Here is a 26,096-nt window from a genome sequence, read left to right as displayed (position 1 = left end):
CTTCATACGTTATTCAGCATGTGACGGTGCGGCATCCAGTGGGCCATACAGCTTCACTTTGGAGCGTTTGCGCAGCGCATCCAGATACGCCTCAACCTCGGACTGGGCATTGACCTGGGCGATCTGCTGCTGGGCAGCGGCAATGCGCTCCGGTGTCATCGCTTCACCCTGCTTCACGGCGTTCACCCGGTAGATCACATAGCCCTGGTCGCCAAGATCCACCCCAACATAAGCAGGCAGATTCTTTGCATTGGCTTTGTAAATCGCGCTGAGCGCTGCAGCAGGCATGCCCTGCGGGTTGTTCCGGGTCACCGTCAGCACTGGCGAAAAGCCATCGGTCGCTTTCGACTTTTGCAACGCGGCAAGCCTTGCTGCTCCGTCCTTGCGTGCCATTTCAGCAGCTTGCTGGGCGATCACCTTTTGCTTCACCGCCTCTTTCACCGCGGCAAACGCCGGAATCGCAGCGGGTTTGAAGTCCGTTACCCGGGCAGCGATCAGCGTGCTGTTGCCCAAATCAATCGCCTGGGTGTTATTGCGGCTTTTCACCGCGTCATCGGAAAACACAGCTTCGAGAAACGCCGCGTTGTTCAGCGGGCTGTCTGGCGGCAAAGAGGCGTTCGGCTTGGGCGTCACCACGGCGCTTTGCAACGTCAGCTTGTACTTGTCGGCCGCTGGCTGCAGGCTTTTGGCCTGCTCATAGACGATTGACGTAAAGCCGTCAGCGCTATCGGCAAAACCTTTGGCCGCCTGCTGCGCCTTCAGGTCGGTGAGAATGCTCGCCTTCACTTCATCAAACGGTTTGGTCACCGCTGGCTTCACGTCAGTCACGCGGATGATGTGATAGCCGAAGTCCGTTTGCACGAGGCCGCTGGTTTCATCCTTTTTCAGGCTGAAGGCAGCGTCATCGAACGCCGCGCCACCCGCGATCATGCCGCGGCCGAAATAACCCAGGTCGCCGCCCTTTGCCGCTGAACCCGGATCTTGCGAGTGCTTTTCGGCGATCTGTGCGAATTGCTCGGGATGAGCATTGACTTCGGCCAGCAGCGTTTGTGCTTGCTGTTTGGCTTTTTGCTGGTCTGCTGCGCTTGCGTCTTTGGGCGCGAGGATCAGGATGTGGCTGGCACGAATTTCGCCCGGCGTGCGGTAGCGCGTGAGATTGTCGTCGTAGTACTTCTTCAGCTCGGCTTCAGTGGGCTGGGTCGCAGCAGCGAGGCCTGCCGAGGACAGCACCAGATACTGGATCGTTGCCGTCGCCGGCGTAGCGAAGTCATTGCGATGAGCCTCGTAATAGGCCTGCAACTGCGCCTCGGCAGGCTGAACTTTGGCGGCGTAGTCGCTGCTGTGAAACACCAGGCTTTGCACCTCACGCTGTTGCCCGGAAAGCTCGGTCAGATGCTGGGCAAGGGTTTTGGAGGTGAATGCGCTGGACTGGATACTGGCGGGCAACTGCTGTAACGCGAGGCTATAGCGGACCCGGGCGTCGTACTGCTCGGGCGTCATGCCCTGCATCGCCAGCATCTGCTTGTAGCGTTCGATGTCAATCGAGCCATCGGGGGTTTTCAGCGAGGCAATGAACGGGTCGCTAAGCAGCACGCGGCGCACAGCGTCATCTGAGGCGGTCAAATGCAGACGCTGGGTTTCGTCCGCCAGCACCCGCTCCTGAATCAGGCCATCCAGCACCTGCTGGCGCTGCTCCGGCGTGTTGAACGCCTTGGCGTCGAACTGCGCGCCGAGCATCTGGCGTGCGCGATCCATTTGCTGACGCAGCGCGTTGTCATATTCCACACGGGTGATCGTATAGCGATCAACCGACGCCACATTGGCGCTGTCGTCAAAAAAGCTGCGGAAGCCCTGGAGTCCGAAAAAACCCATCCCCGGCACGATGACGAGGATGAGCATGAACATCATCAGGCGTTTGTGATTGCGAAAAAAATCGAGCATGCGTGAAGGTAGGAGCCAAAAACGGAACGCCCGATATTACAACAGCGGGCTATAGAAATGACGATCCAGAAAACGCCCGGTCGCCGGAGAAACGGCGACATCAGACACTCACGTCACCGCGCCAGCGCAGCGGGATGGCCACGAACAGCTGGCATTCGAGATACCTCGCGCCGTGTTCGCCAGAAACCATCCGCCCCCTGCACTGCTGAGCAAAACCCGCAGATTGTAGCCGAAACGTTCAGCCGCTCAGGTGCTGTGTCAGCACCGGCATGGTGCCATGCAATAAATTTGCCGCACGGCGGAACGCATTTATGCGTTTTGTTACTGAAAGAAAAACTAGCTAGTTGCAACAGCCGGATTTTCAGGCTGGCAACACGATTTCAGGAACCCAAGCCGGTATGACACAAGCCATCGTTGTGATCGACAAGCAAACTCAGCAACCCATTGCCGTTTCGGGTTCCGAGATCCATCTGCATGGCCCTGCCGCCGTCAAGCTGCCTCTCGCCAAAAATCAGATCAAGAGCATGAGCCGTGACGGCAACACGCTCGTGATTCACTGCGTATCAGGCGAAGTGGTGCTCATTCATGGCTTTTTTGCCTCAACCGCCGGGCCTGCCAGCGAGCTTGTGGTGCAGGACGGCAGCGCGCTCTGGCAAGTGCATCTCGATCCGTCTACGACCGGTGAGCTATCGCCGTGGTACACCGAAACTGATGCCAATACGGCAACCGGTATGCCAGTACCGCTTACGGAAGCCGCTGCGGCACCGGTATGGGTTCTGGGTGCCCTGGGCGTGCTCGGAGCCATCGGCGGGGTCGCACTCGCCGCAGGGGCGGGGGTGGAGGCAGCAACAATGGCAATAACGGTGGCGGCACGCTGCCTGGGTCACCGGGCGGGCCCGGCACGCTGACACCTCCTGCTGTGGTCGATGCGGCCATCAGCGTCAACCCCGATGGCACGCTGACGATCGCCGGACGCGCCACGGCAGCCAGCAGTGTCACCGTGATCTACCCGGACGGCACGCGGCAGAACGTACTAGCCGATGCAACGGGACATTTCAGCGCCACCTCAAGCGACCCGCAAACCAGCGGCGCAGTCAGTGTCAGCGCCACTGATGCCTCGGGCCACACCAGCACGCCACTCGAGCTGACCTACACCGATGTCACCGCGCCTGGACAACCGGGCCTCTCGATTGTCGAAGACCTCAACCACGACGGCCAGCTCAGCCTCGCGGAAATTTCCGCTCCGACGCTGCAAGTCAAGGTCAGCCTAAACGGCACTGGCGCGATGGTGGGCGACCAGATTGTGCTATCGGATCTCCGCACGCATACGCTCAGCGCTGAAGATCTCGCCACCGGCTACGTGCTGTTCGAATTCACGGTGCCGCGCGGCGGCCAGACCTTCAAGGTCGAAGCCCATCTGAGCGATGCAGCGGGCAATGTGTCGCCGAGCGCATCAAGCGAAGTGCTGATTAGCCCGGATTTCACCGGCATCACGGTGGACCAGTTAAGCCGCGTCAACATTGCGGAGATTGTCAGCAATGGCCTGAGCGTCACCGGCACGCTAAGCCAGTACACCGCGCATGAAACGATTTCCGTGACCTTGCTGGGCAAGACCGTCCAGGCCACCGTTCTGGCCGATGGAAGCTGGCACGCTTACTTCAGCGCGGGCAGCTATCTGGCCGGTTGCAAAAACAGCACGCCGGTGCAATTCACGCTTTCCGACTCGCTCACGGGCCAGGAGCATGCGGGCTCCAGCACACTCGGTTCAGGCGTCGATATGCTGCCTGCGACGATCGCGCTAAACCGCATCTCCGGTGACAACGTGTTAAGCCATGCGGAGCTGGCCCAGGAGATCGTGATCTCCGGCAGCACGACCAACACCCAGGCGGGAGACCTCGTCACGATCACCATCGGCTCGTTCAGTTTTCAGACTGCCGTCAATGCCCAGGGCCTCTGGTCTTATACCGTTCCCTCAGGCACGCTGACGGGCCTCAGCAACCAGGACTACCGCGTAAGCGCCAGCATCGAACGCCACGATGCCTCGGGCAATCCGCTGGGCAGCAGCACCTCGACTGATGTCACTGTGGATGCCAGCCTGCCCAGCCTCACGCTGGATCCGCTCCCCGGCGGCAATATCCTCGGGCAGAGCGCTACCGTTGGCGACTATCTCATCAGCGGGAGCGGCACGCCGTTCGAGCAGGTCGTCGTGCAGATCGGCGCGGGGAGCTTTTTCGCCACGGTCGATCAACATGGGCATTGGGAAATCCAGCTTGCGCCCGTGGTGTTCGCCGCGCTGCAAGACGGAAGCTATACGCTTAGCGCGTCGATCACGCGGCAGGATTCCTCGGGCAACGTGATGAAAGCCGAGGCTTCGCTGGATTTCACGCTCAAGCAAACCCCGCCCCGTCTGGAAGACCTCACCATCGTGACCCATGCCGACGGCACAGTCACGGTGTCGGGCAAAGCGCTCGACGGAGCAACGAAGGTCACGGTGAACTTTCTCGATGGCGCGCACAGCATCGTCATTGATTCAGACGGCGACGGCAGCTTCAGCATAACCTCAATCGCGTCGCAACCCAGCGGCACGATCACGGTCAAGGCAACTGACAACGCGGATAACCTGGCGTCATCAGATCTCAGCTACACCGACCTGATCGCGCCGGGGCAACCAACGGTTCAGGTGCTAACCGATACCAACCACGACGGCCTGATTAGTATCGAGGAACTCAATGGTGCCACGACGTTGATGCTCCGAATCACGCTCAACGGCACCCATGCGATGGTGGGCGATACGCTTTCGCTGTCCGGTCTGCCGACTCATACATTGACCGTAATCGAGATCCAGCAAGGCTATATCGACGTTCAGGTCCCGGCACCTGCGGCCGATCAGGCCTTCCACGTGAGCGCTGTTCTGACCGATAAAGAAGGCAATGCTTCGAGCGCTGGATCGGCTGACGTCACGATGGCAACCACGCCGGCCACGGTGACGGTCGACCAGATCACCAAGCTGAACTACCAAACCGTTGAAACCGAAGGGCTCACGCTCAACGGCCGGGTTACGGGCAGCTATTCCAGTAACGACACGGTGTACGTGACGGTGTTGGGGACCACCCTAAGCACTCACGTCAACGCCGACGGCACCTGGCATGTCACGTTTTCTGGCGCGCAGATGAACGGCATAAAAAATGGCACGCCGGTTACGCTCAGGTTCGACGAGCAACTGAATCACACTGACCTCATCGTATCCGACCTCACGGTGGGCTCAGGGACAGACTATGCTCCGCCGGTGGTATCAATCGACCCTCTTTTTGTTAATGGCATCCTGAGCTGGGACGAGTCGAAGGGCGATGGACTTGTCACAGGAAAAGTGTATGGCATTAGCCAGCCCGGAGACCGGATAGAACTGACGCTGGATAACGGGCAAACCTACATAGGCACAGTAAAAGCCGACCAGACCTGGAGCATCCTTATCCCGGCGAATGATTTGGGCAGCATGCGGGACGGCGATCACAATGTCACGGTCAAAGTCTTCGCCAGCGATCCAGCAGGCAATCTGTTTGAGACCAACGTCAACAATAGTTTCTCTGTCGACCTAACCCCCCCAACTTTCGCGCTAGCATTTTTCCCCCTGCCATTTGGCGAGACGCTGAATCTGATCGAAACGTTTAGCAGCTTTTCCATCTCGGGCACCTCCACCGGGCTACCGGAGGGTACGGAAGTAACAGTGCGGATCGGTGGTTACAGCTACACCGCATTCATAGGTGCGGACAGATCGTGGAGCATTACACCGACAACCTTCGATCTACAAAGGCTACCTGACGGCTCCGCGTCTATTTCAGTGTCTGCCTCTGTCTTTGGCCAGTCTGTTCATGGTCAGACCACCTTTAATGTTGATCTGACCCCGCCTGAGTTAAGCGAGCTCTCTTACAAGGTGAATGCAGATCACTCGATCACGCTGAGCGGCATGAGCGAAGCCGGCGCGAGCATCTTCATCATTTTCGAAGGAAGCGCCTATAAAGGTACCGCTAATTCAGCCGGATATTACGAAATCAGGACCCCGCCAAACATGGGGTCAAGCAGCGGCATCGCCACACTGACAGCGACCGATGCCGCCGGTAACGTCACGTCCGGGTCCTACAATTACGATATCGACCTGACCCCGCCTGAGTTAAGCGAGCTCTCTTACAAGGTGAATGCAGATCGCTCGATCACGCTGAGCGGCATGAGCGAAGCCTACGCGGGCATCTTAATCATTTTCGACGGACGCGCCTTTATGGGTACCGCTAATTCAGCCGGGTATTACGAAATCAAGACTCCGCCAAACATGGGCTCAAGCAGCGGCCCCGCCACACTGACAGCGACCGATGCCGCCGGTAACGTCACGTCCGGGTCCTACTATATCGACCTGACCCCGCCTGCAGCCCCTCAACTGAAGGTGCTCGAAAACACCAACAGCGACGCCTACATCAACAACGCTGAAATGGGCAGCGCCACGGTCATCACGGTGAAAATCTCGCTCGCCGGAACCGGTGCGCAAGCAGGTGACAAGCTGAACCTGGCTGGTCACGCCCCGTATGAACTGAGCAGTAGCGATATCACGCAAGGTTATGTCTCGCTGCAAATCCCAAGACCCACCGACGACGGCGCATTTACGGTCAAAGCGACCCTGCAGGATGCAGTAGGCAATGTGTCGAATGAATCGAATCTCGACCTGATCATGGCAACCTCGAAGCCCGTTGCATCTATGGAGATCCATTACACGCCCGGCCAGCCTCAGATCAACGGTTTAATGGTGAGCGGACAAGTAATCGGTGCGCATCTCAGCGCGACGCAGGTCGTCACGGTCACCATTCTGGGTATGGACGCGCAGGTTTCCATTGATCCGGATACGGGCAACTGGTCAGTTGTATTCCCTGCCAAGCTGTTCGCCGGAATGTCGATCAGCACTGTAAATAACATCTCTGTGCAAATCAGCGTCATTGATAGTGCAGGCAATGGATTTGACGCGCAGACGACGATCATAAGCGGCGGCTTGCCACTTCCCGTGCAAGCGCTTGCGGATGATGCCGCGATGAGCGTCAACGCTGCCAGCTTCGCCGAGACCGAGCCGCTGGCGCGCCACAGTGCCAGCATCAGCGAAACCGAACTCGCTGCACCCGCTGCACCAATCGCGCCACTGCATGACGAAACCGCCCTGTTCGTTCGCAGCGCGGCTGACAGCACCGCTGCTCCAGCGATGCTGTCCAGCGAACTGATTGCCGCGACCGAAACGGCCCATCCAGCGCTGCATGTCGCGCCACGCATGAGCGCGTTCGCGCAGGAAATGCCGTCACACGAAGCCGCTATACCCGCTCATGCGACGCGTCCCGGCCTGCATGAACTACTGTCGCCTGCGCCCACCAGCCATCCGAGCGCCGAGCTCCTGGCCGACGCGGCGGCATCCCCTGGCGCAGCGCTTGCGGAGCCACGGCTGAAACCGCCGCATGCCACGCACGAGGCCCAAGCCGCAGACGAAACCCAAGCCGCGACACCCAGCCTCGCTGCCAGCATCACCCTTGCCGATGTCGCGCCGGAGCACGCCCAAGCCACACCCGACGTAGTCAATTTCCCTGACGCCGCAGCCCCTCCCGTGCATCACGATGACCTCGCCACACTGCTGGCGAATCATCCATTAAACGTCGTTTAACCCGGCATCAGAACCATGAAATGGATGACAAGGGGCAACGCCATGCTGACGCTGGCGTTCGCGTGCGGCTCGGTCGGCGCTCAGGAATTACCCCGCTTACCTTCTTTACCCAGTCTTCTGCAACCGTTAAGCGATACCGACGAACACTCACAGGTGCTCGCACCTAGCGCGCTGGTCAAGCTCTCGGACGGCCCACGGGCCCAGCCCTTGCGCCGCGAAACCTTCGACGCGCCGACGATACAGCTCAATGAAGCCGTCCAGATGGCGGTCGGCTGGCATCCGTCGATTGCGGCCAATATCGCCACGCTAGGGCAACAAGCAGCGGGCGTCAGCGTCGCGCGCGCGGGTTATTACCCACAAGTGCGCGTGGGGGTAGGCGGCAGCGACAGCAACACTCAGATCGGCAATGGCTCTTCCGTGTCCGCCACCATCACCCAGACGATCTACGACTTTGGCAAGGTGTCCAGCTCAGTGGATCAAGCCCAGGCGCTGCTGAACCGGCAACAGGCGCAAGTGCTCCGGCAGATCGACGAGATTGCCCGGCAAACCGCCGAAGCCGTGGTGAATGCGCATCGCTATCAAGCGCTGCAAACCATCGCAGAGCAGCAACTGGCCGCACTCGAACGCGTGCTGGAGATGGCTCGCCTGCGCGCCAGCGCAGGCGTCAGCACGCGCTCCGATCCGGTTCAGGCGCTATCGCGCGTCGAGGGTGCCCGCGCTAGCTTGCTGCAGATCAAAACCCTGTCACAGCAAACGCGCCAGCGTCTGCGCACCTTTATCGGCGCGCCGGTGCCCGCCGCAATCGGTGCGTTACCCGAACTCCAGGCCGACGCACTCGACTGGAACCAGGTACCCGAAACCGATGCGCTCCCCGAAGTACTCGTGGCCCAGGCCGAACAACGCGCAGCGGCCGCGCAACTACTGCTCGCCAAAGCCCAGCGCTGGCCCACCATCTCGCTCGAAGCCTCAGTGAACCGGAGCATCAATGGCGTGAATCCATCGACGCTGCAACACAACGGCACCTACCGCGCGCTGATGATTAATTTGTCGTCGGTGCTGTTTCAGGGCGGCGCACTAAACGCGCAAGTGCGTGCCGCCACCAGCGCGATGGAAGCCTCGCGCCAGCAAATCGAACTGGTGCGGCTGGAAAGCAACGACCAGGCGCGGATTTTTCGTGAACAGGCGCTGGGTGCCAGGGAGACCATAGCAATCCAGATCCAGCGCAAAAAAAGCATTGAACAGGCGCGCGATATTTACCGGGATCAATACAAGCTCGGCACGCGCTCGATCATCGACTTGCTCAACGCAGAGCAAGAGTTCTATCAGGCACAAACCGACGAGCAGATGGCGCGCCACGAATTCTGGCTCAGCGTCGTCAGCTATGTCGGTGCCACGGGCCTGGGACGCGAGTTCTACGGCCTGAACCATCGAACCGTTCAGGGAATGAACCTGCTGCCATGACCTCACCACTGCCCTACACCTCATGGCTGGAGGCGATGCTGGTCGTCGCCCGGCATTACCGTCTCAGTGCTTCCGCCGAAAACGTGCGCGTCGCGCTGGCGTGGGAGCGCGGCATGCCACTCGACACGCTGCTGGAACCCATGGCGCGCCAGCTTGGACTCGCGCTGCGCGAAGTGCCGCTGAGCGACGACTGGCTAAACCCGTGGCGTCTGCCGCTGTTAATCGAATTTGCCGATGGCCAGGTCGGCGTGGTGCGCACGATGGATGACACCGGGCGCGCCGGGGTGCTGTTCAGCCAGGATCTTGGGCTGGAGACCGACCTGCCCATCGCCGAATTACGCCAGCGCACTACCCGCGTGCTGCTGCTGAAACCGCAAAGCGCAGTGCCGGATGCCCGGGTCGACGATTACATCAAGCCGTACCAGAAGAACTGGTTCTGGCAGATCGTGTTGCGCGACTGGCGCCGCTGCGGCGACATCATCGCCGCCTCGTTATTCGCCAACTTGCTGGCACTCTCAGGCGTGATTTTTTCGATGCAGGTGTACGACCGGGTCGTGCCATCGCAATCGGAGTCGACCCTCTGGGTGCTGTTTGCCGGGGTGATTCTGGCGATCGTGTTTGAGTTTTCGCTCCGTGTGGCCCGCACCCATCTCACCGACACCGTGGGCAAACGCGCCGACCTCGCGCTCTCCGATGTGGTGTTTGGCCATGCGCTGCGATTGCGCAACGAGGCCCGGCCGAAATCGACCGGCTCGTTTATCGCACAGATCCGCGAGCTGGAACAGGTGCGAGAGCTGCTGAGCTCCACCGCCATCAATGCGCTGGCTGATCTGCCGTTCTTCCTGCTGTTTCTGGTGATGCTGTGGCTGGTGGGCGGGCCGCTCGCGCTAGTGGTGCTGGCAGCCGTGCCACTACTCATCATTCCGGGGCTGCTGATCCAGCGCCCGCTGGCGCGGCTTTCGAGCGCCGGTTTGCGTGAGGCAGCGCTACGCAATGCGATGCTGGTCGAAGCGGTGCAAGGCATCGAAGACATCAAACTGCTGCGCGCCGAAGCCCGTTTCGAAAGCCAGTGGAACCAGGTCAACCGGGTCAGCGCCGGCATCAGCATGCGTCAGCGGCTTCTGACCAGCCTGCTGATGACCTGGACGCAAGAGGTGCAAAGCATCGTCTACGCCGTAGTACTGCTGGTAGGCAGCTATCTGGTGATGAAAGGCGAGATGACGACCGGTGCGCTGGTGGGAACCTCAATCCTCTCGTCTCGCATGATTGGACCGTTGTCTCAGGTATCCGGATTTTTCTCGCGCTGGCAACAGGCGAAGGTCGCGCGCAAAGGGCTAGACGAACTGATGCGCCAGCCGGTCGATCAACCCGAGCATGCGCACCGGGTGCACAAGGCTGCGCTGCACGGCGCTTACACGCTCTCAGCGGTGCAGTTCCGTTATGACAAAAGCGACCCCCAGCCAGCGCTCTCTATTGCCACACTGAAACTTCAGGCAGGTGAAAAAGTCGCCGTCCTGGGGCGTATGGGCGCAGGCAAATCGACCTTGCTGCAAGTGCTGGCGGGGCTGCAAATACCGCAGCAAGGAGGCATTGCGCTGGATGGCGTGACGCTCGGCCTGATCGACCCCGCCGACCTACGGCGCGACATGAGCCTGCTAACCCAGCATGCGTTTTTATTCCACGGCACGCTGCGTGACAACGTGCTAATGGGCATGCCGCAGGCATCCGACGAACAGGTGCTGCGCGCGCTGGAAATGGCGGGCGCAGCGGCTTTTGTCCGCTCCCGCGCGGAAGGGCTCGACGCCGTCGTGCGCGAAGGCGGCCAAGGTTTGTCAGGAGGTCAGCGGCAAGCGCTGCTGCTGGCCCGCACACTGCTTCGTGAGTCGTCGATTGTGCTGCTTGACGAACCAACTGCAGGCTTCGACGACACAACCGAGCGCCACGTGATTGACGCGATCCACAACTGGCTGCCCTCCCGCACGCTGGTGGTAGCCACACATCGCATGGCAGTACTGAAATGGGTCGACAGAATTATCGTGATTGATGAAGGCACCATCATCATGGATGGCCCGAAAGAACAGGTGCTCGGAGAGCTTGCCGCATGACTTCAACCCAGCAGGACTCAGCCCACACCATCACAGCAAGCGTCACCACGCAGCGCCCTGCTACGTCTGAGGCCACCGCTCCAGCGTCTGCTTCTGCTACAGCGGGCACCGCCAGGATGCGGCCACCCAGTGACCCACTGCCTCGTTCGGCTCTGATCGTGTGGTTGATTAGCGCGCTGCTGCTTGCGTTTTTGCTGTGGGCCTGGCAAGCCCGGCTCGAAGAGGTTTCAGCCGGAACCGGCAAAGTCGTGCCTTCGTCGAAAGAACAGGTGATCCAGTCGCTCGAAGGCGGCATCCTGGTTCAGCTCAAGGTTCGGGAGGGCGATATCGTTCAGGCGGGGCAAGTGCTCGCCCAGATGGACCGCACCCGCAACGAAGCGGCCGTCGGCGAAAGCGCCTCAAAAATGCGTGCCGCGCAGGCGATGGCAGCCAGGCTATCAGCCGAAGTGAATCACACGCCGTTAGTGTTTCCGCCAGAGGTGCAGGAAGATGCCGACCTTGTCCGCAGCGAAACCGCGTTGTACCAGTCGCGGCGCGACAGCCTCGCCCGCAGCCTGAGCGGGATCGGCCAGGCATTGTCGCTGGTGCGGCGTGAGCTGGCATTGACCCGGCCGCTGGTAGCACGAGGCGCGGCTAGCGATGTCGAAGTGCTGCGCCTTGAACGTCAGGCCAACGAACTCGAAAGCAAAGCCACGGATTTGCGCACCCAGTATCTGGTCAAGGCACGTGAAGATCTGGCGCGCGCGAATGCCGAGATCGAGTCGCAACGCTCGGTGACACGCGGCCGCAATGACTCGTTAACCCGGCTGACTTTTACCTCGCCAGTCCGTGGCGTAGTGAAAGATATTGCGGTTACTACGGTGGGTGGCGTGGTGCCACCGAATGGCAAGCTGATGGAGATCGTGCCGCTGGGCGACAAGTTGCTCATCGAAGCGCGCATCGCCCCACGCGACGTCGCATTCATTCACCCAGGCCAGGCTGCGAGCGTGAAAATCACCGCCTACGATTATTCAATCTACGGTGGCCTGCCGGGGCACGTGGTCACCATTTCGCCGGATACCATCCAGGACGACGTAAAGCGCGACAGCTATTACTACCGGGTGTATATCCGCACCGACGCTGACCACCTGAGCAACAAGGCAGGCCAGCGCTTTTCCATCGTGCCAGGGATGATTGCCTCGGTGGATATCCACACCGGACAGAAAACCGTGCTGGATTATCTGATCAAGCCGTTTAACAAGAGCAAAGAAGCGCTGCGGGAGCGCTAGTAGCGTCAGGACGAGGAGTATGGAAACTGGAACTGGATTCGGATACGAGTCCAGATAAAAATCAGGCACCATAAAAAAAGCCCGTTGAAAAATCAACGGGCTTTTTTGTCTGGCGGAGCGGACGGGACTCGAACCCGCGACCCCCGGCGTGACAGGCCGGTATTCTAACCGACTGAACTACCACTCCTTATTACCTGCGAATCTGGAACTGGTGGGTGCTGAGAGGCTCGAACTCCCGACCTACGCCTTGTAAGGGCGCCGCTCTACCAACTGAGCTAAGCACCCGCTCCACGACTCGACTTTTTGGTGCTTGATTGCTGGCGGCTTTCGCAACCAGCAAGCCTGCTAGTTTAATGCATCTTTTAGCGCTTTACCAGCCCTAAATTTAGGAACGGCAGCGGCATTAATTTTGACCTCGGCTCCCGTGCGTGGATTGCGTCCGATTCGAGCGGTGCGTTTGCTCACTGCAAACGTACCGAAACCGACTACCGTAACCGACCCGCCCTTTTTCAGCGTACTTTTGACACCGCCAATGACTGCATCCAGCGCACGGCCCGCGGCAGCTTTTGATATTTCGGCTTGCTGTGCAATGTGGTTAACCAGTTCTGTTTTATTCATTCCAGCCCCCAAAAACGTCATTGAATGGAACAACGGTGAGCCTGTGCCAGCGAGGCCAAAATCCCAGCGGCCGGATGCGTTATCACGTACCGCAAGCCCGCAAAGCGCCTCATTAGAATTGGCCGAAACCCGGGTGTCAAGCAACGCTCATCAAGCATGCCGAGCCTGATTCAGCGAAATTTTGGAGCGGCATAGGGGCCATCATCTGTGACTGCGCCTCTGCCATCACCCGGCATGCGGGGCCGCACCGGGCGGTTCAGAAAGTTGAGGTTATGAGAGGCGAGGCACGCCGAGACGGTCGAAGTATGCAATGGTCCGCACGCGTTTAATGGCGCGGTCGCTATGATCAACTCGCGGTGGGACTTGCATCCACTAGAGTGCGCCCATGCTCGGCACACAAAAAAAACCCGCAGACGAAGCTGCGGGTTAGGTCATCCAGATAACTCGTTGTTAATGCCTGGATTAATGCTTGACGACTTCGGTTGCGGCAGCCTCTTTTGCTGGTTCAACCACTGCAGCAGCCGGTGCCTTGGGTTCTTCATCTGGCAGCGGCGAAGGTACACGTTCAAGCGCGAGTTCCAGCACCTTGTCGATCCAGCGAACCGGAACGATTTCGATCGCATTTTTCACGTTATCCGGAATTTCCGTCAGATCCTTGACGTTTTCTTCCGGAATCAACACGAGCTTGATACCGCCACGATGAGCTGCCAGCAGCTTTTCTTTCAGGCCACCAATAGGCAGAACCTCACCGCGCAACGTGATTTCGCCGGTCATCGCAACATCCGCCCGGACAGGAATACCCGTCAGCACAGACACCAGAGCCGTAGTCATCGCAATCCCGGCTGAAGGACCGTCTTTGGGTGTCGCCCCTTCTGGCACGTGAATGTGAATATCCTGCTTTTCGAAAGCCTCATCCTTGACGCCAACCCGACGCGAGCGTGAACGCACCACCGAACGAGCCGCTTCAACCGACTCTTTCATCACGTCACCCAGCGAACCGGTACGAATCACGTTGCCCTTGCCTGGCATAACAGCGGCTTCGATGGTCAGCAGATCGCCGCCCACTTCTGTCCACGCAAGACCGGTTACCTGACCAACCTGATTCTCTTTGGCCGCCAGACCGAAGTCATACTTGCGCACGCCGAGGAAAGTATCGAGGGTGCTGCCGTCAACCTTGACTGCACCTTCAGCCTTCTTCAGCAACAGCATCTTCACAACCTTGCGGCAAATCTTCGAAATTTCACGCTCAAGCGAACGGACGCCCGCTTCGCGCGTGTAATAACGAATGATGTCGCGGATCGCATCTTCCGAAACTTCGATCTCGCCCTGCTTGAGACCGTTGTTCTTTTTCTGCTTGGGCAACAGATAGCGTTGCGCAATGCTGACTTTCTCGTCTTCCGTGTAACCCGACAGACGGATCACCTCCATCCGGTCGAGCAATGGCGGCGGGATATTCAGCGAGTTCGACGTCGCCACGAACATCACATCCGACAGATCGAAATCGACCTCGACATAGTGATCGGCAAACGTATGGTTTTGCTCAGGATCAAGCACTTCGAGCAATGCCGACGACGGGTCGCCGCGGAAATCCATTCCCATTTTGTCGACTTCGTCGAGCAAAAACAGTGGGTTCCGCACACCAACCTTGGCCAGGCTTTGCAAAATCTTGCCTGGCATCGACCCGATATACGTCCGGCGATGGCCACGAATTTCTGCTTCGTCGCGCACCCCACCCAGCGCCATCCGCACGAACTTACGGTTCGTCGCACGGGCGATGGACTGCCCCAGCGAAGTCTTACCCACGCCTGGCGGCCCAACGAGGCAGAGAATCGGGGCTTTAACCTTGTCCACCCGTTGTTGCACCGCGAGATACTCGAGAATGCGTTCCTTCACCTTTTCAAGACCAAAGTGGTCTTCATCGAGAACACGCTCGGCATTCGGCAAGTCGTTATTGACCTTGCTCTTTTTGCGCCATGGCAAACCGATCAGCGTATCAATGTAGTTACGCACGACAGTGGCTTCAGCCGACATGGGCGACATCAGCTTGAGCTTTTTCAGCTCGGCGTCAGCCTTTTTCCTGGCTTCCTTCGGCATGCGGGCAGCCGTGATGCGCTTTTCGAGTTCTTCGAGATCGGCACCTTCCTCACCCTCGCCCAGCTCTTTCTGGATCGCCTTGACCTGCTCGTTCAGATAGTACTCACGCTGACTCTTTTCCATCTGGCGTTTGACGCGCCCACGGATACGCTTTTCCACCTGGAGAATGTCAATTTCCGCTTCGAGGCGTGCGAGCAGATGCTCAAGCCGTTCGATAACCGGAAGCATTTCAAGGATGTGTTGCTTCTGATCGATTTTGAGCGGCAGGTGCGCGGCGATGGTATCGGCCAAGCGCCCGGCTTCGTCGATGCCGGAGAGCGAAGTCAGAATTTCTGGGGGGATTTTCTTGTTCAGCTTCACATACTGATCGAACTGGGACACGATGGCGCGGCGTAGCGCTTCGGTTTCAGCGTTATCAGCATGGTCGGGTTCGAGTGGCACGACATCGCAGGAAAATTGCGTTTCCTGCTCTTCGATCGAAACTGTCCTGGCGCGCTGAAGACCTTCTACCAGCACCTTTACCGTACCATCGGGCAGCTTCAGCATTTGCAGGATGTTGGCGATACACCCTACTTCATACATGTCTTTTTCAGTGGGCTCGTCTTTCGCCGCGGTTTTTTGTGCGACAAGCATGATGTGCTTGCCACCCTCCATCGCCGCCTCGAGCGCCTTGATTGATTTCGGGCGCCCAACGAAAAGCGGGATCACCATGTGTGGAAACACTACGACATCACGCAGCGGGAGCAGCGGAAGCGTAATTTGTTCCGGAGGAAGGAGTTGGGTTCCTGACATTTCATTTCCCCATGAGTGGAATCAGTTCGTTCGATAAGTGAGGCCTGCTGAAACGATTGCAAGCCTGTGCGTGTGGGAAAAGTACAGTGCCCCCCGAAAGAACCCGTTCTGAATACAAGATAAACGAAAAAGCCGTTCACGTCGCCATGAACGGCTTTTTTGCGGAGCTGAAAAAGCCGGTTAGTTTGATCCTGCTACTTTCGGTGTGTCTTCGTAGATCAGGAGTGGCTTGCCATCGCTATCAATGACGTTCTCGTCAATGATGACTTTGCTGACATCTTTCATCGTGGGCAGCTCGTACATCACGTCCAGCAACGCCTGCTCAAGAATTGAACGCAAGCCGCGTGCGCCCGTCTTGCGCCGGATCGCCTTGCGCGCGACAGCCTGAAGCGCGGCCGGGCGAATTTCCAGCTCGACGTGCTCCATCGCAAAGAGCTTGTGGTACTGCTTGAGCAGTGCATTCTTGGGCTCGACAAGGATCGTCATCAACGCCGCTTCATCCAGCTTGCCAAGCGTTGCAACTACAGGCAGACGGCCGATCAGTTCCGGAATCAAGCCAAATTTGATCAAGTCTTCTGGCTCAACTTCGCGCAACACCTCACCCGCATCCCGATCCTGCTTACTCTTTACGCTAGCCCCAAAACCGATACCCGTTTTTTCTGTACGGTCAACAATCACTTTTTCCAGACCGTCAAAAGCGCCGCCGCAGATGAACAGAATATTGGTCGTGTCTACCTGGATGAAATCCTGATTAGGGTGCTTGCGGCCACCCTGTGGCGGCACTGACGCCATCGTGCCCTCAACCAGCTTCAGGAGCGCTTGTTGCACGCCCTCGCCTGACACGTCACGCGTTATGGATGGGTTGTCTGACTTTCGGCTGATCTTGTCGATTTCATCAATGTAAACAATGCCGCGCTGAGCTTTGTCGACCTCGTAATTGCAGTTTTGCAGCAATTTTTGAATGATGTTCTCGACATCTTCACCGACATAGCCTGCCTCGGTGAGCGTGGTCGCGTCCGCGATCACGAACGGCACATTCAGCAGCCGCGCCAAGGTTTGCGCCAGCAACGTCTTGCCCGAACCGGTAGGGCCGATCAGCAGGATGTTGCTCTTTGAGAGCTCAATTTCATCTTTTTTGTCGAGATGCTTGAGGCGCTTGTAGTGGTTGTACACAGCGACGGCGAGAATTTTCTTCGCACGTTCCTGGCCAATCACGTACTGGTCAAGTATTTCGCGGATTTCCTGCGGGCTCGGCAAGTCAGACTTCGACAGGCCCAATTCGATACCTGCACCGGCCACTTCATCACGAATGATTTCATTGCATAAATCAATGCATTCATCGCAGATAAATACCGACGGGCCTGCAATTAACTTTTTGACTTCATGCTGGCTCTTGCCGCAAAACGAGCAATAGAGCAGCTTTTCGCTGCTGGAACCTTTTTTGTCCGCCATAGATGTAGAGCCTCTGGACGCTGGAATGACATGATACGCCGCTTGCACGACCCTGTTTCCGATGGATTCGGGCGTACAAAGCTGGAACGGCGTTTGCCGCAGGCGCTCAGGACGGGTTTCGATTACTGCGTTCACTGCCTGGTCGTTGCCCCTCATGCTGCACGTGAGGGGCAACGGTAAATCATGGACGCTTGTGCAGCACTTGATCGACTAGCCCATAAGTCTGGGCGTCATCTCCGGACATGAAATTATCACGGTCGGTATCACGAGCCAGACGTTCAACCGGTTGCCCAGTATGCTGCGACAGCAACTGGTTCAAACGCTCTTTCAAATACAGAATTTCGCGGGCCTGGATCTCGATGTCGGATGCTTGCCCACGTGCGCCGCCAAGCGGCTGGTGAATCATGATGCGCGCATTCGGCAATGTAAATCGCTTGCCTTTAGCACCTGCAGCCAGGAGAAACGCGCCCATGCTTGCAGCGAGCCCCATGCAAAGGGTAGATACATCCGGCTTGATGAACTGCATCGTATCGTAAATGGCCATGCCTGCCGATACGGAGCCACCCGGACTGTTGATATACAGACTGATGTCCTTGTCTGGATTTTCGCTTTCGAGGAACAGCAACTGCGCGATAACAAGATTCGCTGTCTGGTCATTGACTTCACCGACCAGAAACACCAGCCGCTCTTTGAGCAGACGTGAGTAGATGTCGTAAGAACGCTCACCACGACCGCTCGTTTCGACCACGATCGGCACCAGTCCGAGCGCCTGTGCTTCAAGATCCCGCGATGCCTGGGAAGTCAAAGTATCCAGCGTTTGAGCGCGAAAGGTCATGCAATGAATCCTTTTCGGGAAATAACCGGAACCAAAAAATGGCGTCCAGGTTGCCGTTACGGCAGACTGGACGCTTTTTTCTGACTTATGCCTGCGCTGTCGCGCTTGCGAGTTCTTCGAAAGTCACGTCTTTGTTAGTTACGCGAGCTTTGCTGAGAACGAAATCAACGACGTTGGCTTCAACAACATAGGCTTCCATTTCAGCCAGGCGCTGCTGGTTGGAATAATACCAGCGGACTACTTCTTTCGGATCTTCGTAGCTTTTGGCAAATTCATCGACTTCGGCGCGAATCTGCTCCGGCTTGGCCTGAAGCTCATGCGCCTTAACCAGTTCAGCCAGCACAAGCCCAAGCTTCACGCGGCGCTCGGCCTGTTCCTTGAACATTTCGGCCGGAATCGGCGCATCTGCTGCATTTGGCACACCACGCTGGGCCAGATCCTGACGCGTCATTTCAACCAGCCGCTGCTGATCTTGTTCGACCAGCGCGTTCGGCACGTCGAGCTCAGCAATCTTCAGCAGTGCGTCCATTACCTGATTTTTGGCAAGCGCCTGCATGCGGCGTTTCGCTTCGCGCTCAAGATTGTCTTTGATTTCTGCACGCATCTTGGTCAGATCACCATCTGCCACGCCAAGCGAGCGAGCGAAATCTGCACCGATCTCAGGCAGATGCGGCCATTCGATTTTCTTTACCGTAATGGTGAATTGTGCGGTTTTGCCAGCCACGTCCTTGCCGTGATAGTCCTCGGGGAAGTGCAGATCGAATTCGCGTGTGCCACCAACCTTCAGGCCCGTTGCAGCTGTTTCAAACTCTGGCAGCATGCGGCCCTCGCCGAGCACAAACGCGAAATCTTCAGCGCTCCCCCCCTGGAACACCTCGCCGTCGATCTTGCCAACGAAGTCCAGTGTCACGCGGTCACCCTCTTTCGCTGCTGTATCAGCGCCGCCGTCACCATGCTCACCAGCTTCGCCGCGCGAATGGAAATGCACGCGCTGTTTACGCAAAATTTCCAGCGTACGGTCGATCTCAGCGTCGCCAATGGTGGTTTGTGTCCGTTCAATTTCAGCCGTGGCAATGTCGCCCAGCTTCACTTCCGGATATACCTCGAACGTTGCGTCGAAAGCATAATCGGTGTCAGCCGCATCTTCCTTCGGGCTGAAACTTGGCTGGCCAGCCACGCGCAGATTAGCAGCCCGGCTGATATCAAAAAACTGCTTGCCAACCTTGTCGCTTAGCACTTCGGCTTCAACTTGCCCCGAATATTGCTGCGTGACCATTTTGAGTGGCACCTTGCCCGGGCGGAAACCCGGCATGCGCACATTTTTCGCCAGTTGGCGAATACGTGAATCGATTTCCTTCTGCACAACATCCTTGGGCAGGGAAATCGTCACACGGCGTTCCAGCTTGCCGAGGTTTTCAACAGCGTTAGACATGGCTTCAATCGTCCTAAAATTATTCGAGCGAATCAGTTATCTTTCCCGTGCCTGCCGATGTCGCTACATTCTGTTGCGTGCGTTTCGCTACAAGCCTCCTGGGCATACACGCGACACGGTTTGGGCGTAAAGAGCCCGATATATTAGCAAACTATTCGTAGCCTCAACCCGGATTCATTTTTTATCTTTTTTACCCACTAGCCCTGGCGTACTCGCCCGGGGCCAGCGCCACGCCGATATTGCCCCACCCGCAGCACATCTTCGACGGGTTGCCTGAGCAATTCTGACTATGCCATCTGGCGTATTTTGCCGCCCTTCCCGTGCTGCTAAGCTGGTGCCCCGTTACTCTCTTCTGGCCCAGCACGTCATGCCGAACTCCTTATCTGCGCCCGTCATCGTTATCGCTCCCGACTCATTTAAAGGTTCACTCAGCGCAGAAGAAGCCGCGCGGGCCATTGCCTCTGGCATCCAGCGTGCGTGCGCAGATGCCGTGATCCGCATCTGCCCAATGGCCGACGGCGGCGAAGGCACGCTGGATGCGCTGCTTGTTCATGGTGGCGAGCGGCAGGTGCTAACGGTACGAGGTGCCGCTGGCGTATTGCGTCAGGCTGCAACAGGGCTGCTAACCGATGGCCATGGCGTAATCGAAACCGCAGAAATAGTGGGTATCACCGACCCCATCGGCATGGGTATTCCTGTCGAGAACCGCAGCACGTGTGGCATGGGCGATGCGATTCGCACGTTGCTGGACACCGGAGTACGGCAGTTTTTTGTCGCACTTGGCGGAAGCAGCACCAATGATGGTGGAGCGGGTCTGCTCGCCGGGCTAGGCGTGCGATTTCTTGATGCTCACGGCAACGAACTACAGCCTGTGCCTGCGCAACTGGCGCACCTTGCACGTATTGACGTTTCGCAACTCGACACACGGCTGGCAGAGACCTCATTTATCGCCATGTCTGACGTGAACAATCCGCTAAGTGGCGAACAGGGTGCGACTGCCGTATTTGGCCCGCAAAAAGGAGTGAGGCCCGACCAGATCAAATCTCTGGACACCGTACTCGCACATTACGCAGAGCTTTTGGAGTCCGCCTTAGGCCGCTCCGCCAGCACAATGCCCGGAGCGGGTGCGGCAGGTGGGCTCGGATTCGCGCTACGGATGCTGGGAGCCCAGTTCGAATCAGGTGCGGAGGTGGTGGCCCGTCATATCGGGCTCGATACAGCGCTTGACGGAGCAAACTGGCTGATTACCGGCGAAGGCCGTTCGGACCAGCAAACGCTACACGGCAAAGCACCGTTTATCGCCTGCCGTCACGCCCATGCAGCGGGCGTGCCCACCACGTTACTTTCTGGTGCCGTCGACGCTGCAGCACTGCCGTTCCTGGCCGAATATTTTGCAGGATGCTTCTCGCCAGCCGCCGGGCCCATGACCCTGGAAACAGCTCTCCGCGATGCCGCAAGCCTGCTCGCTAACGAGGCCGAGCAACTTACCCGCCTGAAATACAACAGCTAACCGGAAACGATTGATGAACCGTGCGAGGCCGTACCGCCCGATTCAAGACGTCTCAAGACGCATACGTCGCGCGCCACGTAATCCACAACTTGCGAATCGGCGTCAGTGCAACTCGCTGATGCAGCACCTGATAGCCGTCCCGCTCAATTTCATCGAGCAGCGCAAGTGCTAACGCGACCTGCGCGCGCAAGGTACCTTGCCAGCGCCGCTCTGCGGCGGGCACAGTACTTTGCGCCAGATGCAATGCATCACGGGCACGAGCCGTCTGAAACCGCATCAAGCTGGTGAACTCATCGCTATAGCGGCCATTAATCAGGTCCGCAGCAATGACATTGAAGCGCTGCATTTCATCGACTGGAATATAAATGCGTCCACACCGGGCGTCGCGCCCCAGCTCGTCAATGATTTGCGCCAGCATCAGCGCTTCGCCCAAAGGCGCTGCCCATTGACTAGCCTGCAATGGATCACGCGCTGTAGTACGCGCAACCAGCACAGCAAATGCCCCTCCCACACTGTTGAGATAGCGGCGCAAATTTGGATAGTCGAGATAACGCGCCTGGTCGAGATCCATCGCGTAGCCAGCAAGCAGCGCTTGCAGTGCCGGATATTCCAGCGGGTTTTTCTCAGCGTGAGCCGCCAGCGCTTGCGACACTGGATGCGTTGGCTGGCCAGCGGCTAGCGCCGCGATTTCCTGTTGCCACCATGCAAATCGGGTGCGGCCGATTGCCGGATCGCTCATCTCCTTGACTGTTTCCTCAAACTCCTTGCGCAGCGCAAAGAGCGCTGTCAGAAGGGGCTGATAGGTTGCTGGTGCGCGCTTCAACGCGTAATACGTGCTGCTTCCCGGAGGAGCCGCTTTTTGCTGGCAATAATCGTCGAAATTCACGGCAATGGCGATGCGGGAGAGGTACGGGAAAGAGATGCGAGCGTAGGGCAAACAACCCCCGCCTGAAAGGGGGAAAAATTGTAGCACCGTCTTATTGCCGCAAATGCAGACAAGTACAGATCATTCAGTTAGAATTCCACGGATCTGTTCCCGGGCAGCACCTCATGTAACCGTTTTACGCATGCAGCCTGCTTCAGGAATAAAGCCAGATATCGGGCGAGGCGCTTCTGCTTCGTCCGGCTGCGAGGATGGCGAAATTGGTAGACGCACCAGGTTTAGGTCCTGACGCCAGCAATGGTGTGGGGGTTCGAGTCCCCCTCCTCGCACCAGGTTTCTGATGAAGAAGCCCAAAAAAGCGGCAACCTGTCATGGGTTGCCGCTTTTTTCTTGTCCCTCATGCTGGCTTTCCGATTGCATTGCTTCACACGATATCAGCGGCGTAGGTGCGCAATTTGATTTAAAGAAAGCCGCACACCTCGATTGTCCATTGCCGTCTTCTCAGACATCTGGCAACGCTCAGGTTTTACGTCAGCTCACAGTAGGTATTCCCGCTTGGATCCAGCTTAACGTGCTTAACGTTTATACAGCTCGCGGACCGCTTCTTCGATATGCTGGCGCAGCAGACGCCTTTCATCAGGGGTCATGTGTCCATCACGTGAACGTGTTTCTGGATCGTTGGGGCCTGAGGTGGGCGTCGCCGCCTCTGATGCAGCGCGCGGAACAAGGGTGGCACGGGACGGATGAGGCCGTTTTGCTGAAAGCGGCACGAAAGCCTGACGCACCTTGCCCGCACGCTCTGCAGGTGCCCGGGCAGAATCGGGAGCCGCACTCAGCGTGCCTGCGAACATACCCGACACGGTTAGCGCGACAACAACCCGGCACACAAGCGAATCCCGCCCTCCCTTCATCGTTTTCCCTTCATCGCGCAGCAGATTGCTGCGTCGGATTTAGATACGCCAGATGGCACCTCATCCCAGCCATTAGCCATCAGCCTCGGCACCTCTCGCGTTTTAGCCGGGTGAAGTATCTACCGAACAACTACATTCCGTAAAGAACTCTGCGCGCACGTCCTTTACTCAATGATGCGGGACGGGTAAATTTTGTAACTGCCTGTAACCTCGTCGAGAATGCAAACGCGTCCGTTTTTCTAATCGCGCTAAGATGCCGCCCATGGAAATCAAAAACCCTTCGAAAATTCTCGTCGTTGACGACGATCCACGCTTGCGTGACCTGCTGCGCCGCTATCTTGGCGAACAGGGATTTAACGTTTACGTCGCAGAAAACGCTCCCGCGATGAACAAGCTCTGGGTACGGGAACGCTTTGACCTTCTGGTGCTCGACCTGATGCTGCCAGGCGAAGACGGTTTATCAATCTGCCGGCGTCTGCGTGGCAACAATGACCGGACGCCAATCATCATGCTAACGGCCAAGGGCGAAGATGTTGACCGCATCGTCGGCCTTGAAATGGGCGCGGATGACTATCTTCCCAAACCCTTCAATCCACGCGAGCTCGTGGCACGAATTCATGCGGTACTACGCCGTCAGTCGCCATCCGAGTTGCCTGGTGCGCCATCCGAAACCACCGAAGTTTTCGAATTTGGCGAGTTCGCTCTCAACCTCGCTACACGCACGCTGACAAAAGCCGGTCAGGAAATTCCGCTAACGACCGGCGAATTTTCTGTACTCAAAGTATTCGCGCGCCAACCAAGGCAACCTCTTTCGCGCGAAAAGCTAATGGAGCTTGCACGTGGCCGCGAATACGAAGTGTTCGACCGGAGTCTCGACGTGCAAATCTCCCGTCTGCGCAAGCTGATCGAGCCTGATCCGGGTAGCCCGCGTTTTATCCAGACGGTTTGGGGTCTGGGTTACGTGTTTATCCCTGATGGCGCAGACTGAAGCGCCCGGCCCTATCCCGCGTCCAGGCAAATCTCATGCGGCTTGACCGGCGAATCCTGGCACTCGCGTTCGGCGGACTCTTCTGGCGTACGTTTCTGCTAATCGCGCTGTTAATCGCCGTCAGCCTGGCCGCCTGGTTTCAAAGCTTTCGCGTGATTGAACGCGAGCCCCGCGCGCAGCGGGTCGCGTTACAGCTCGTCGCAATCGTCAAGCTCACACGCACAGCCCTGCTCTATTCCGATCCTGACTTACGCCGAGCCCTGCTTCAGGATCTGGAAAGCAATGAAGGTGTGCGCGTCTATCCTCGTGAAGCCTCCGACAAATTTCGCCTCCAGCCAGACGAATCACTTAACCGGCTCATCGAGCATGACATTCGTGGACGGCTCGGCAATGGCACCATCATTGCGCAGTCGGTCAACGATATCCCCGGCGTGTGGATCAGTTTCAAGATTGACGAAGATGATTACTGGGTCGCGCTTGACCGCGATCAGCTAGACAACGCCAGTAGCCTGCAATGGGCTGGATGGGGTGTTTTCGCGCTAGCGCTCTCGCTGTTTGGAGCCGCATTTATTACTAGCCTGGTCAACCGGCCTTTTGCCCGCCTTGCGCTAGCTGCGCGCAAGGTTGGTTCAGGGCAGACTCCGGGGCTATTACCTGAGCGCGGCATGGGCGTAGCAGCGGAAACCAATCGCAGCTTTAACCAGATGGTGCGTGACCTGGAGCAGCTCGATGCGGATCGCGCGTTGATGCTGGCGGGCATTTCACATGATTTGCGCACCCCGCTTGCGCGTCTGCGGCTTGAAACCGAAATGAGCCCATCCGATCAGTCCACCAAAGATGCGATGAATGACGACATCGAACAAATGGACATGATCATTGGCCGTTTTCTCGATTACGCAAGACCGGTGCAAAAAATGCTGGAACCGGTCGATCTGTCTGTCATCGCAGATGAGCTTGCCACACGCATCGGCAACGAAGAGGGTATGCATCTGACCACCCGGCTAGCGCCCACTGCCGTCATTGAAGCCAACGAAACCGATGTCCGCCGGGTCATCGACAATCTGCTCGAGAACGCCCGCAAGTACGGGCAGAGCGAGGAGGATGGCATCGCGCATGTGATGCTGGAAACGCGTGTATCACATGCAGGCGTTGAACTAATGGTTGCCGATGAAGGCCCAGGTATCCCGGAAGATCAATTGCAACTGGTCACCCGGCCGTTCTATCGCGTTGATTCAGCCCGCACCCAGGCCAATGGCACCGGCCTTGGCATGGCAATCGTGCAAAGGCTGGTCAATCGTTATCGCGGCACGTTACGGCTGCGCAACCGCGCGCAAGACAGCGGGCTCGAAGTTTCAATCGAATTCCCGGCCGCAAAATATTCCTGAATAGCACCCACCACCTGTCTTGATATAAAAAAACTATTGCTAATGTGTTTGCAATAGATGTATAGTTCGACACATGTAACGCAGACGTTACAGCAGGCCGGTAGCTTAATCAGGCTGTTTTCCATCACATCAAGGAGTATTCCGCATGAAAACCGTGGGCGATAAACTCGAAGCTTTCACCGTCACCGCTGCCAAGCCGGGGTTCAATAATCACGAAGAAAACGGCGTATCGGCATTTGAAAACATCACTGAACAATCTTTTCCGGGCAAATGGAAAATTATCTATTTCTACCCGAAGGACTTCACCTTCGTGTGCCCGACAGAAATCGTTGAATTCGGCAAGCTGGCCAAAGATTTCGCAGAACGTGATGCGGTCCTGATGGGCGGCAGCGTTGACAACGAATTCGTGAAGCTGGCATGGCGTCGTGAGCACAAAGATCTGGACAAGCTCAATCACTATGCGTTTGGCGATGTCAAGGGTGAATTGATCGACCAGCTCGGCGTGCGCGACAAGGAAGCCGGTGTTGCATTGCGCGCCACTTTCATCGTCGACCCCGACAACACGATTCAGCACGTTTCAGTGAATAACCTGAACGTTGGCCGTAATCCAGAAGAAGTGCTGCGTATTCTCGATGGTCTGCAAACGGATGAACTCTGCCCTTGCAACCGCGCAGTTGGCGGCACAACACTGTAAATCTACGGTGCAAGCCCGCCCCAACTTGAAAAAGAGGGCGG

Annotated in this window: 17 protein-coding genes and 3 tRNA genes; 10 read left to right on the top strand and 10 right to left on the bottom strand. The window is 57.8% G+C overall.

Going from position 1 to position 26,096, the window contains the following annotated elements:
- Positions 1-9: 9 nt before the first annotated feature.
- Positions 10-1,941 carry a SurA N-terminal domain-containing protein gene (locus GH656_RS07725; RefSeq protein ID WP_153075337.1) on the bottom strand — a complete coding sequence of 644 codons (1,932 nt, stop codon included), beginning with the start codon at positions 1,939-1,941 and terminating at the stop codon, positions 10-12.
- A 398-nt stretch (positions 1,942-2,339) separates the two neighbouring features.
- On the opposite strand from GH656_RS07725, the gene GH656_RS07720 reads away from it, so the two are divergent.
- From GH656_RS07720 to GH656_RS07700, 5 genes are read left to right on the top strand one after another with little or no spacing between them, the layout of a single operon-like run.
- Positions 2,340-2,849, top strand: a complete 510-nt coding sequence (locus GH656_RS07720; protein ID WP_153075336.1) for a BapA/Bap/LapF family prefix-like domain-containing protein — start codon at positions 2,340-2,342, stop codon at positions 2,847-2,849.
- A gap of 11 nt (positions 2,850-2,860) precedes the next feature.
- The gene (locus GH656_RS07715; protein WP_174769712.1) at positions 2,861-7,627 is read left to right on the top strand and encodes an Ig-like domain-containing protein; all 4,767 of its coding nucleotides are present in this window, start codon (positions 2,861-2,863) and stop codon (positions 7,625-7,627) included.
- Between the two features lie 15 nt (positions 7,628-7,642).
- On the top strand, positions 7,643-9,088 hold the full coding sequence (locus GH656_RS07710) for a TolC family outer membrane protein (protein ID WP_153075334.1): 1,446 nt from the start codon (positions 7,643-7,645) through the stop codon (positions 9,086-9,088).
- Positions 9,085-11,193: a type I secretion system permease/ATPase gene (locus GH656_RS07705; RefSeq protein WP_153075333.1), complete on the top strand. Its 2,109-nt coding sequence runs from the start codon at positions 9,085-9,087 to the stop codon at positions 11,191-11,193. Before GH656_RS07710 ends, GH656_RS07705 begins: the two co-directional genes overlap by 4 nt.
- Positions 11,190-12,461, top strand: a complete 1,272-nt coding sequence (locus GH656_RS07700; RefSeq protein WP_246184228.1) for a beta-barrel domain-containing protein — start codon at positions 11,190-11,192, stop codon at positions 12,459-12,461. The genes GH656_RS07705 and GH656_RS07700 overlap by 4 nt, the downstream gene beginning before the upstream one ends.
- Before the next feature lie 110 nt (positions 12,462-12,571).
- Here the strand turns inward: GH656_RS07700 and GH656_RS07695 are convergent.
- From GH656_RS07695 to tig, 7 genes are all read right to left on the bottom strand, one after another.
- Positions 12,572-12,648 (bottom strand) — tRNA-Asp (locus GH656_RS07695).
- Between the two features lie 22 nt (positions 12,649-12,670).
- Positions 12,671-12,746 (bottom strand) — tRNA-Val (locus GH656_RS07690).
- 60 nt (positions 12,747-12,806) lie between these two features.
- Positions 12,807-13,112, bottom strand: a complete 306-nt coding sequence (locus tag GH656_RS07685; protein WP_425495876.1) for an HU family DNA-binding protein — start codon at positions 13,110-13,112, stop codon at positions 12,807-12,809.
- A gap of 429 nt (positions 13,113-13,541) precedes the next feature.
- The gene (lon, locus tag GH656_RS07680; RefSeq protein ID WP_153075332.1) at positions 13,542-15,965 is read right to left on the bottom strand and encodes an endopeptidase La; all 2,424 of its coding nucleotides are present in this window, start codon (positions 15,963-15,965) and stop codon (positions 13,542-13,544) included.
- Positions 15,966-16,145: 180 nt separating this feature from the next.
- Positions 16,146-17,417, bottom strand: coding sequence for an ATP-dependent Clp protease ATP-binding subunit ClpX (clpX, locus tag GH656_RS07675; protein WP_153075331.1), 1,272 nt, complete (start codon positions 17,415-17,417; stop codon positions 16,146-16,148).
- A gap of 181 nt (positions 17,418-17,598) precedes the next feature.
- Positions 17,599-18,252 (bottom strand): ATP-dependent Clp endopeptidase proteolytic subunit ClpP, encoded by a 654-nt coding sequence (gene clpP / locus GH656_RS07670; RefSeq protein ID WP_153075330.1) that lies wholly within the window; start codon positions 18,250-18,252, stop codon positions 17,599-17,601.
- 85 nt (positions 18,253-18,337) lie between these two features.
- Positions 18,338-19,684, bottom strand: coding sequence for a trigger factor (gene tig, locus GH656_RS07665; protein WP_153075329.1), 1,347 nt, complete (start codon positions 19,682-19,684; stop codon positions 18,338-18,340).
- A 367-nt stretch (positions 19,685-20,051) separates the two neighbouring features.
- Between tig and GH656_RS07660 the strand changes: the two genes are divergently transcribed.
- Complete coding sequence (locus GH656_RS07660) at positions 20,052-21,194, top strand: glycerate kinase (protein ID WP_153075328.1); 1,143 nt, start codon at positions 20,052-20,054, stop codon at positions 21,192-21,194.
- A 52-nt stretch (positions 21,195-21,246) separates the two neighbouring features.
- Here the strand turns inward: GH656_RS07660 and GH656_RS07655 are convergent, their stop codons facing one another.
- Complete coding sequence (locus GH656_RS07655) at positions 21,247-22,080, bottom strand: squalene/phytoene synthase family protein (RefSeq protein ID WP_153076596.1); 834 nt, start codon at positions 22,078-22,080, stop codon at positions 21,247-21,249.
- 242 nt (positions 22,081-22,322) lie between these two features.
- On the opposite strand from GH656_RS07655, the gene GH656_RS07650 reads away from it, so the two are divergent.
- Positions 22,323-22,409 (top strand) — tRNA-Leu (locus GH656_RS07650).
- A gap of 243 nt (positions 22,410-22,652) precedes the next feature.
- Here GH656_RS07650 and GH656_RS07645 read toward each other — a convergent pair.
- Positions 22,653-22,988 (bottom strand): hypothetical protein, encoded by a 336-nt coding sequence (locus GH656_RS07645; protein WP_153075327.1) that lies wholly within the window; start codon positions 22,986-22,988, stop codon positions 22,653-22,655.
- A gap of 262 nt (positions 22,989-23,250) precedes the next feature.
- Between GH656_RS07645 and ompR the strand changes: the two genes are divergently transcribed.
- The 3 genes from ompR (at position 23,251) to GH656_RS07630 (ending at position 26,055) form a co-directional block, all read left to right on the top strand.
- The gene (ompR, locus tag GH656_RS07640) at positions 23,251-23,976 is read left to right on the top strand and encodes an osmolarity response regulator transcription factor OmpR (protein ID WP_153075326.1); all 726 of its coding nucleotides are present in this window, start codon (positions 23,251-23,253) and stop codon (positions 23,974-23,976) included.
- A gap of 35 nt (positions 23,977-24,011) precedes the next feature.
- Entirely contained in the window at positions 24,012-25,361 is a 1,350-nt protein-coding gene (locus GH656_RS07635) for an ATP-binding protein (RefSeq protein ID WP_153075325.1), read from the top strand.
- 145 nt (positions 25,362-25,506) lie between these two features.
- Positions 25,507-26,055 carry a peroxiredoxin gene (locus GH656_RS07630; protein ID WP_153075324.1) on the top strand — a complete coding sequence of 183 codons (549 nt, stop codon included), beginning with the start codon at positions 25,507-25,509 and terminating at the stop codon, positions 26,053-26,055.
- The last annotated feature ends 41 nt before the right edge of the window (positions 26,056-26,096 follow it).

The sequence above is a fragment of the Paraburkholderia bonniea genome (assembly GCF_009455625.1).
GTDB lineage: Bacteria > Pseudomonadota > Gammaproteobacteria > Burkholderiales > Burkholderiaceae > Paraburkholderia > Paraburkholderia bonniea.
This window is presented reverse-complemented; position numbering and strand designations above follow the sequence as displayed.

What these genes read in the sequence shown, in the direction of transcription:
- GH656_RS07725 (WP_153075337.1), bottom strand. Translation starts at nt 1,941, where the DNA reads ATGCTCGATTTTTTTCGCAATCACAAACGCCTGATGATGTTCATGCTC.
- GH656_RS07720 (WP_153075336.1), top strand. Translation starts at nt 2,340, where the DNA reads ATGACACAAGCCATCGTTGTGATCGACAAGCAAACTCAGCAACCCATT.
- GH656_RS07710 (WP_153075334.1), top strand. Translation starts at nt 7,643, where the DNA reads ATGAAATGGATGACAAGGGGCAACGCCATGCTGACGCTGGCGTTCGCG.
- GH656_RS07705 (WP_153075333.1), top strand. Translation starts at nt 9,085, where the DNA reads ATGACCTCACCACTGCCCTACACCTCATGGCTGGAGGCGATGCTGGTC.
- GH656_RS07700 (WP_246184228.1), top strand. Translation starts at nt 11,190, where the DNA reads ATGACTTCAACCCAGCAGGACTCAGCCCACACCATCACAGCAAGCGTC.
- lon (WP_153075332.1), bottom strand. Translation starts at nt 15,965, where the DNA reads ATGTCAGGAACCCAACTCCTTCCTCCGGAACAAATTACGCTTCCGCTG.
- clpX (WP_153075331.1), bottom strand. Translation starts at nt 17,417, where the DNA reads ATGGCGGACAAAAAAGGTTCCAGCAGCGAAAAGCTGCTCTATTGCTCG.
- clpP (WP_153075330.1), bottom strand. Translation starts at nt 18,252, where the DNA reads ATGACCTTTCGCGCTCAAACGCTGGATACTTTGACTTCCCAGGCATCG.
- tig (WP_153075329.1), bottom strand. Translation starts at nt 19,684, where the DNA reads ATGTCTAACGCTGTTGAAAACCTCGGCAAGCTGGAACGCCGTGTGACG.
- GH656_RS07660 (WP_153075328.1), top strand. Translation starts at nt 20,052, where the DNA reads ATGCCGAACTCCTTATCTGCGCCCGTCATCGTTATCGCTCCCGACTCA.
- GH656_RS07645 (WP_153075327.1), bottom strand. Translation starts at nt 22,988, where the DNA reads ATGAAGGGAGGGCGGGATTCGCTTGTGTGCCGGGTTGTTGTCGCGCTA.
- ompR (WP_153075326.1), top strand. Translation starts at nt 23,251, where the DNA reads ATGGAAATCAAAAACCCTTCGAAAATTCTCGTCGTTGACGACGATCCA.
- GH656_RS07635 (WP_153075325.1), top strand. Translation starts at nt 24,012, where the DNA reads ATGCGGCTTGACCGGCGAATCCTGGCACTCGCGTTCGGCGGACTCTTC.
- GH656_RS07630 (WP_153075324.1), top strand. Translation starts at nt 25,507, where the DNA reads ATGAAAACCGTGGGCGATAAACTCGAAGCTTTCACCGTCACCGCTGCC.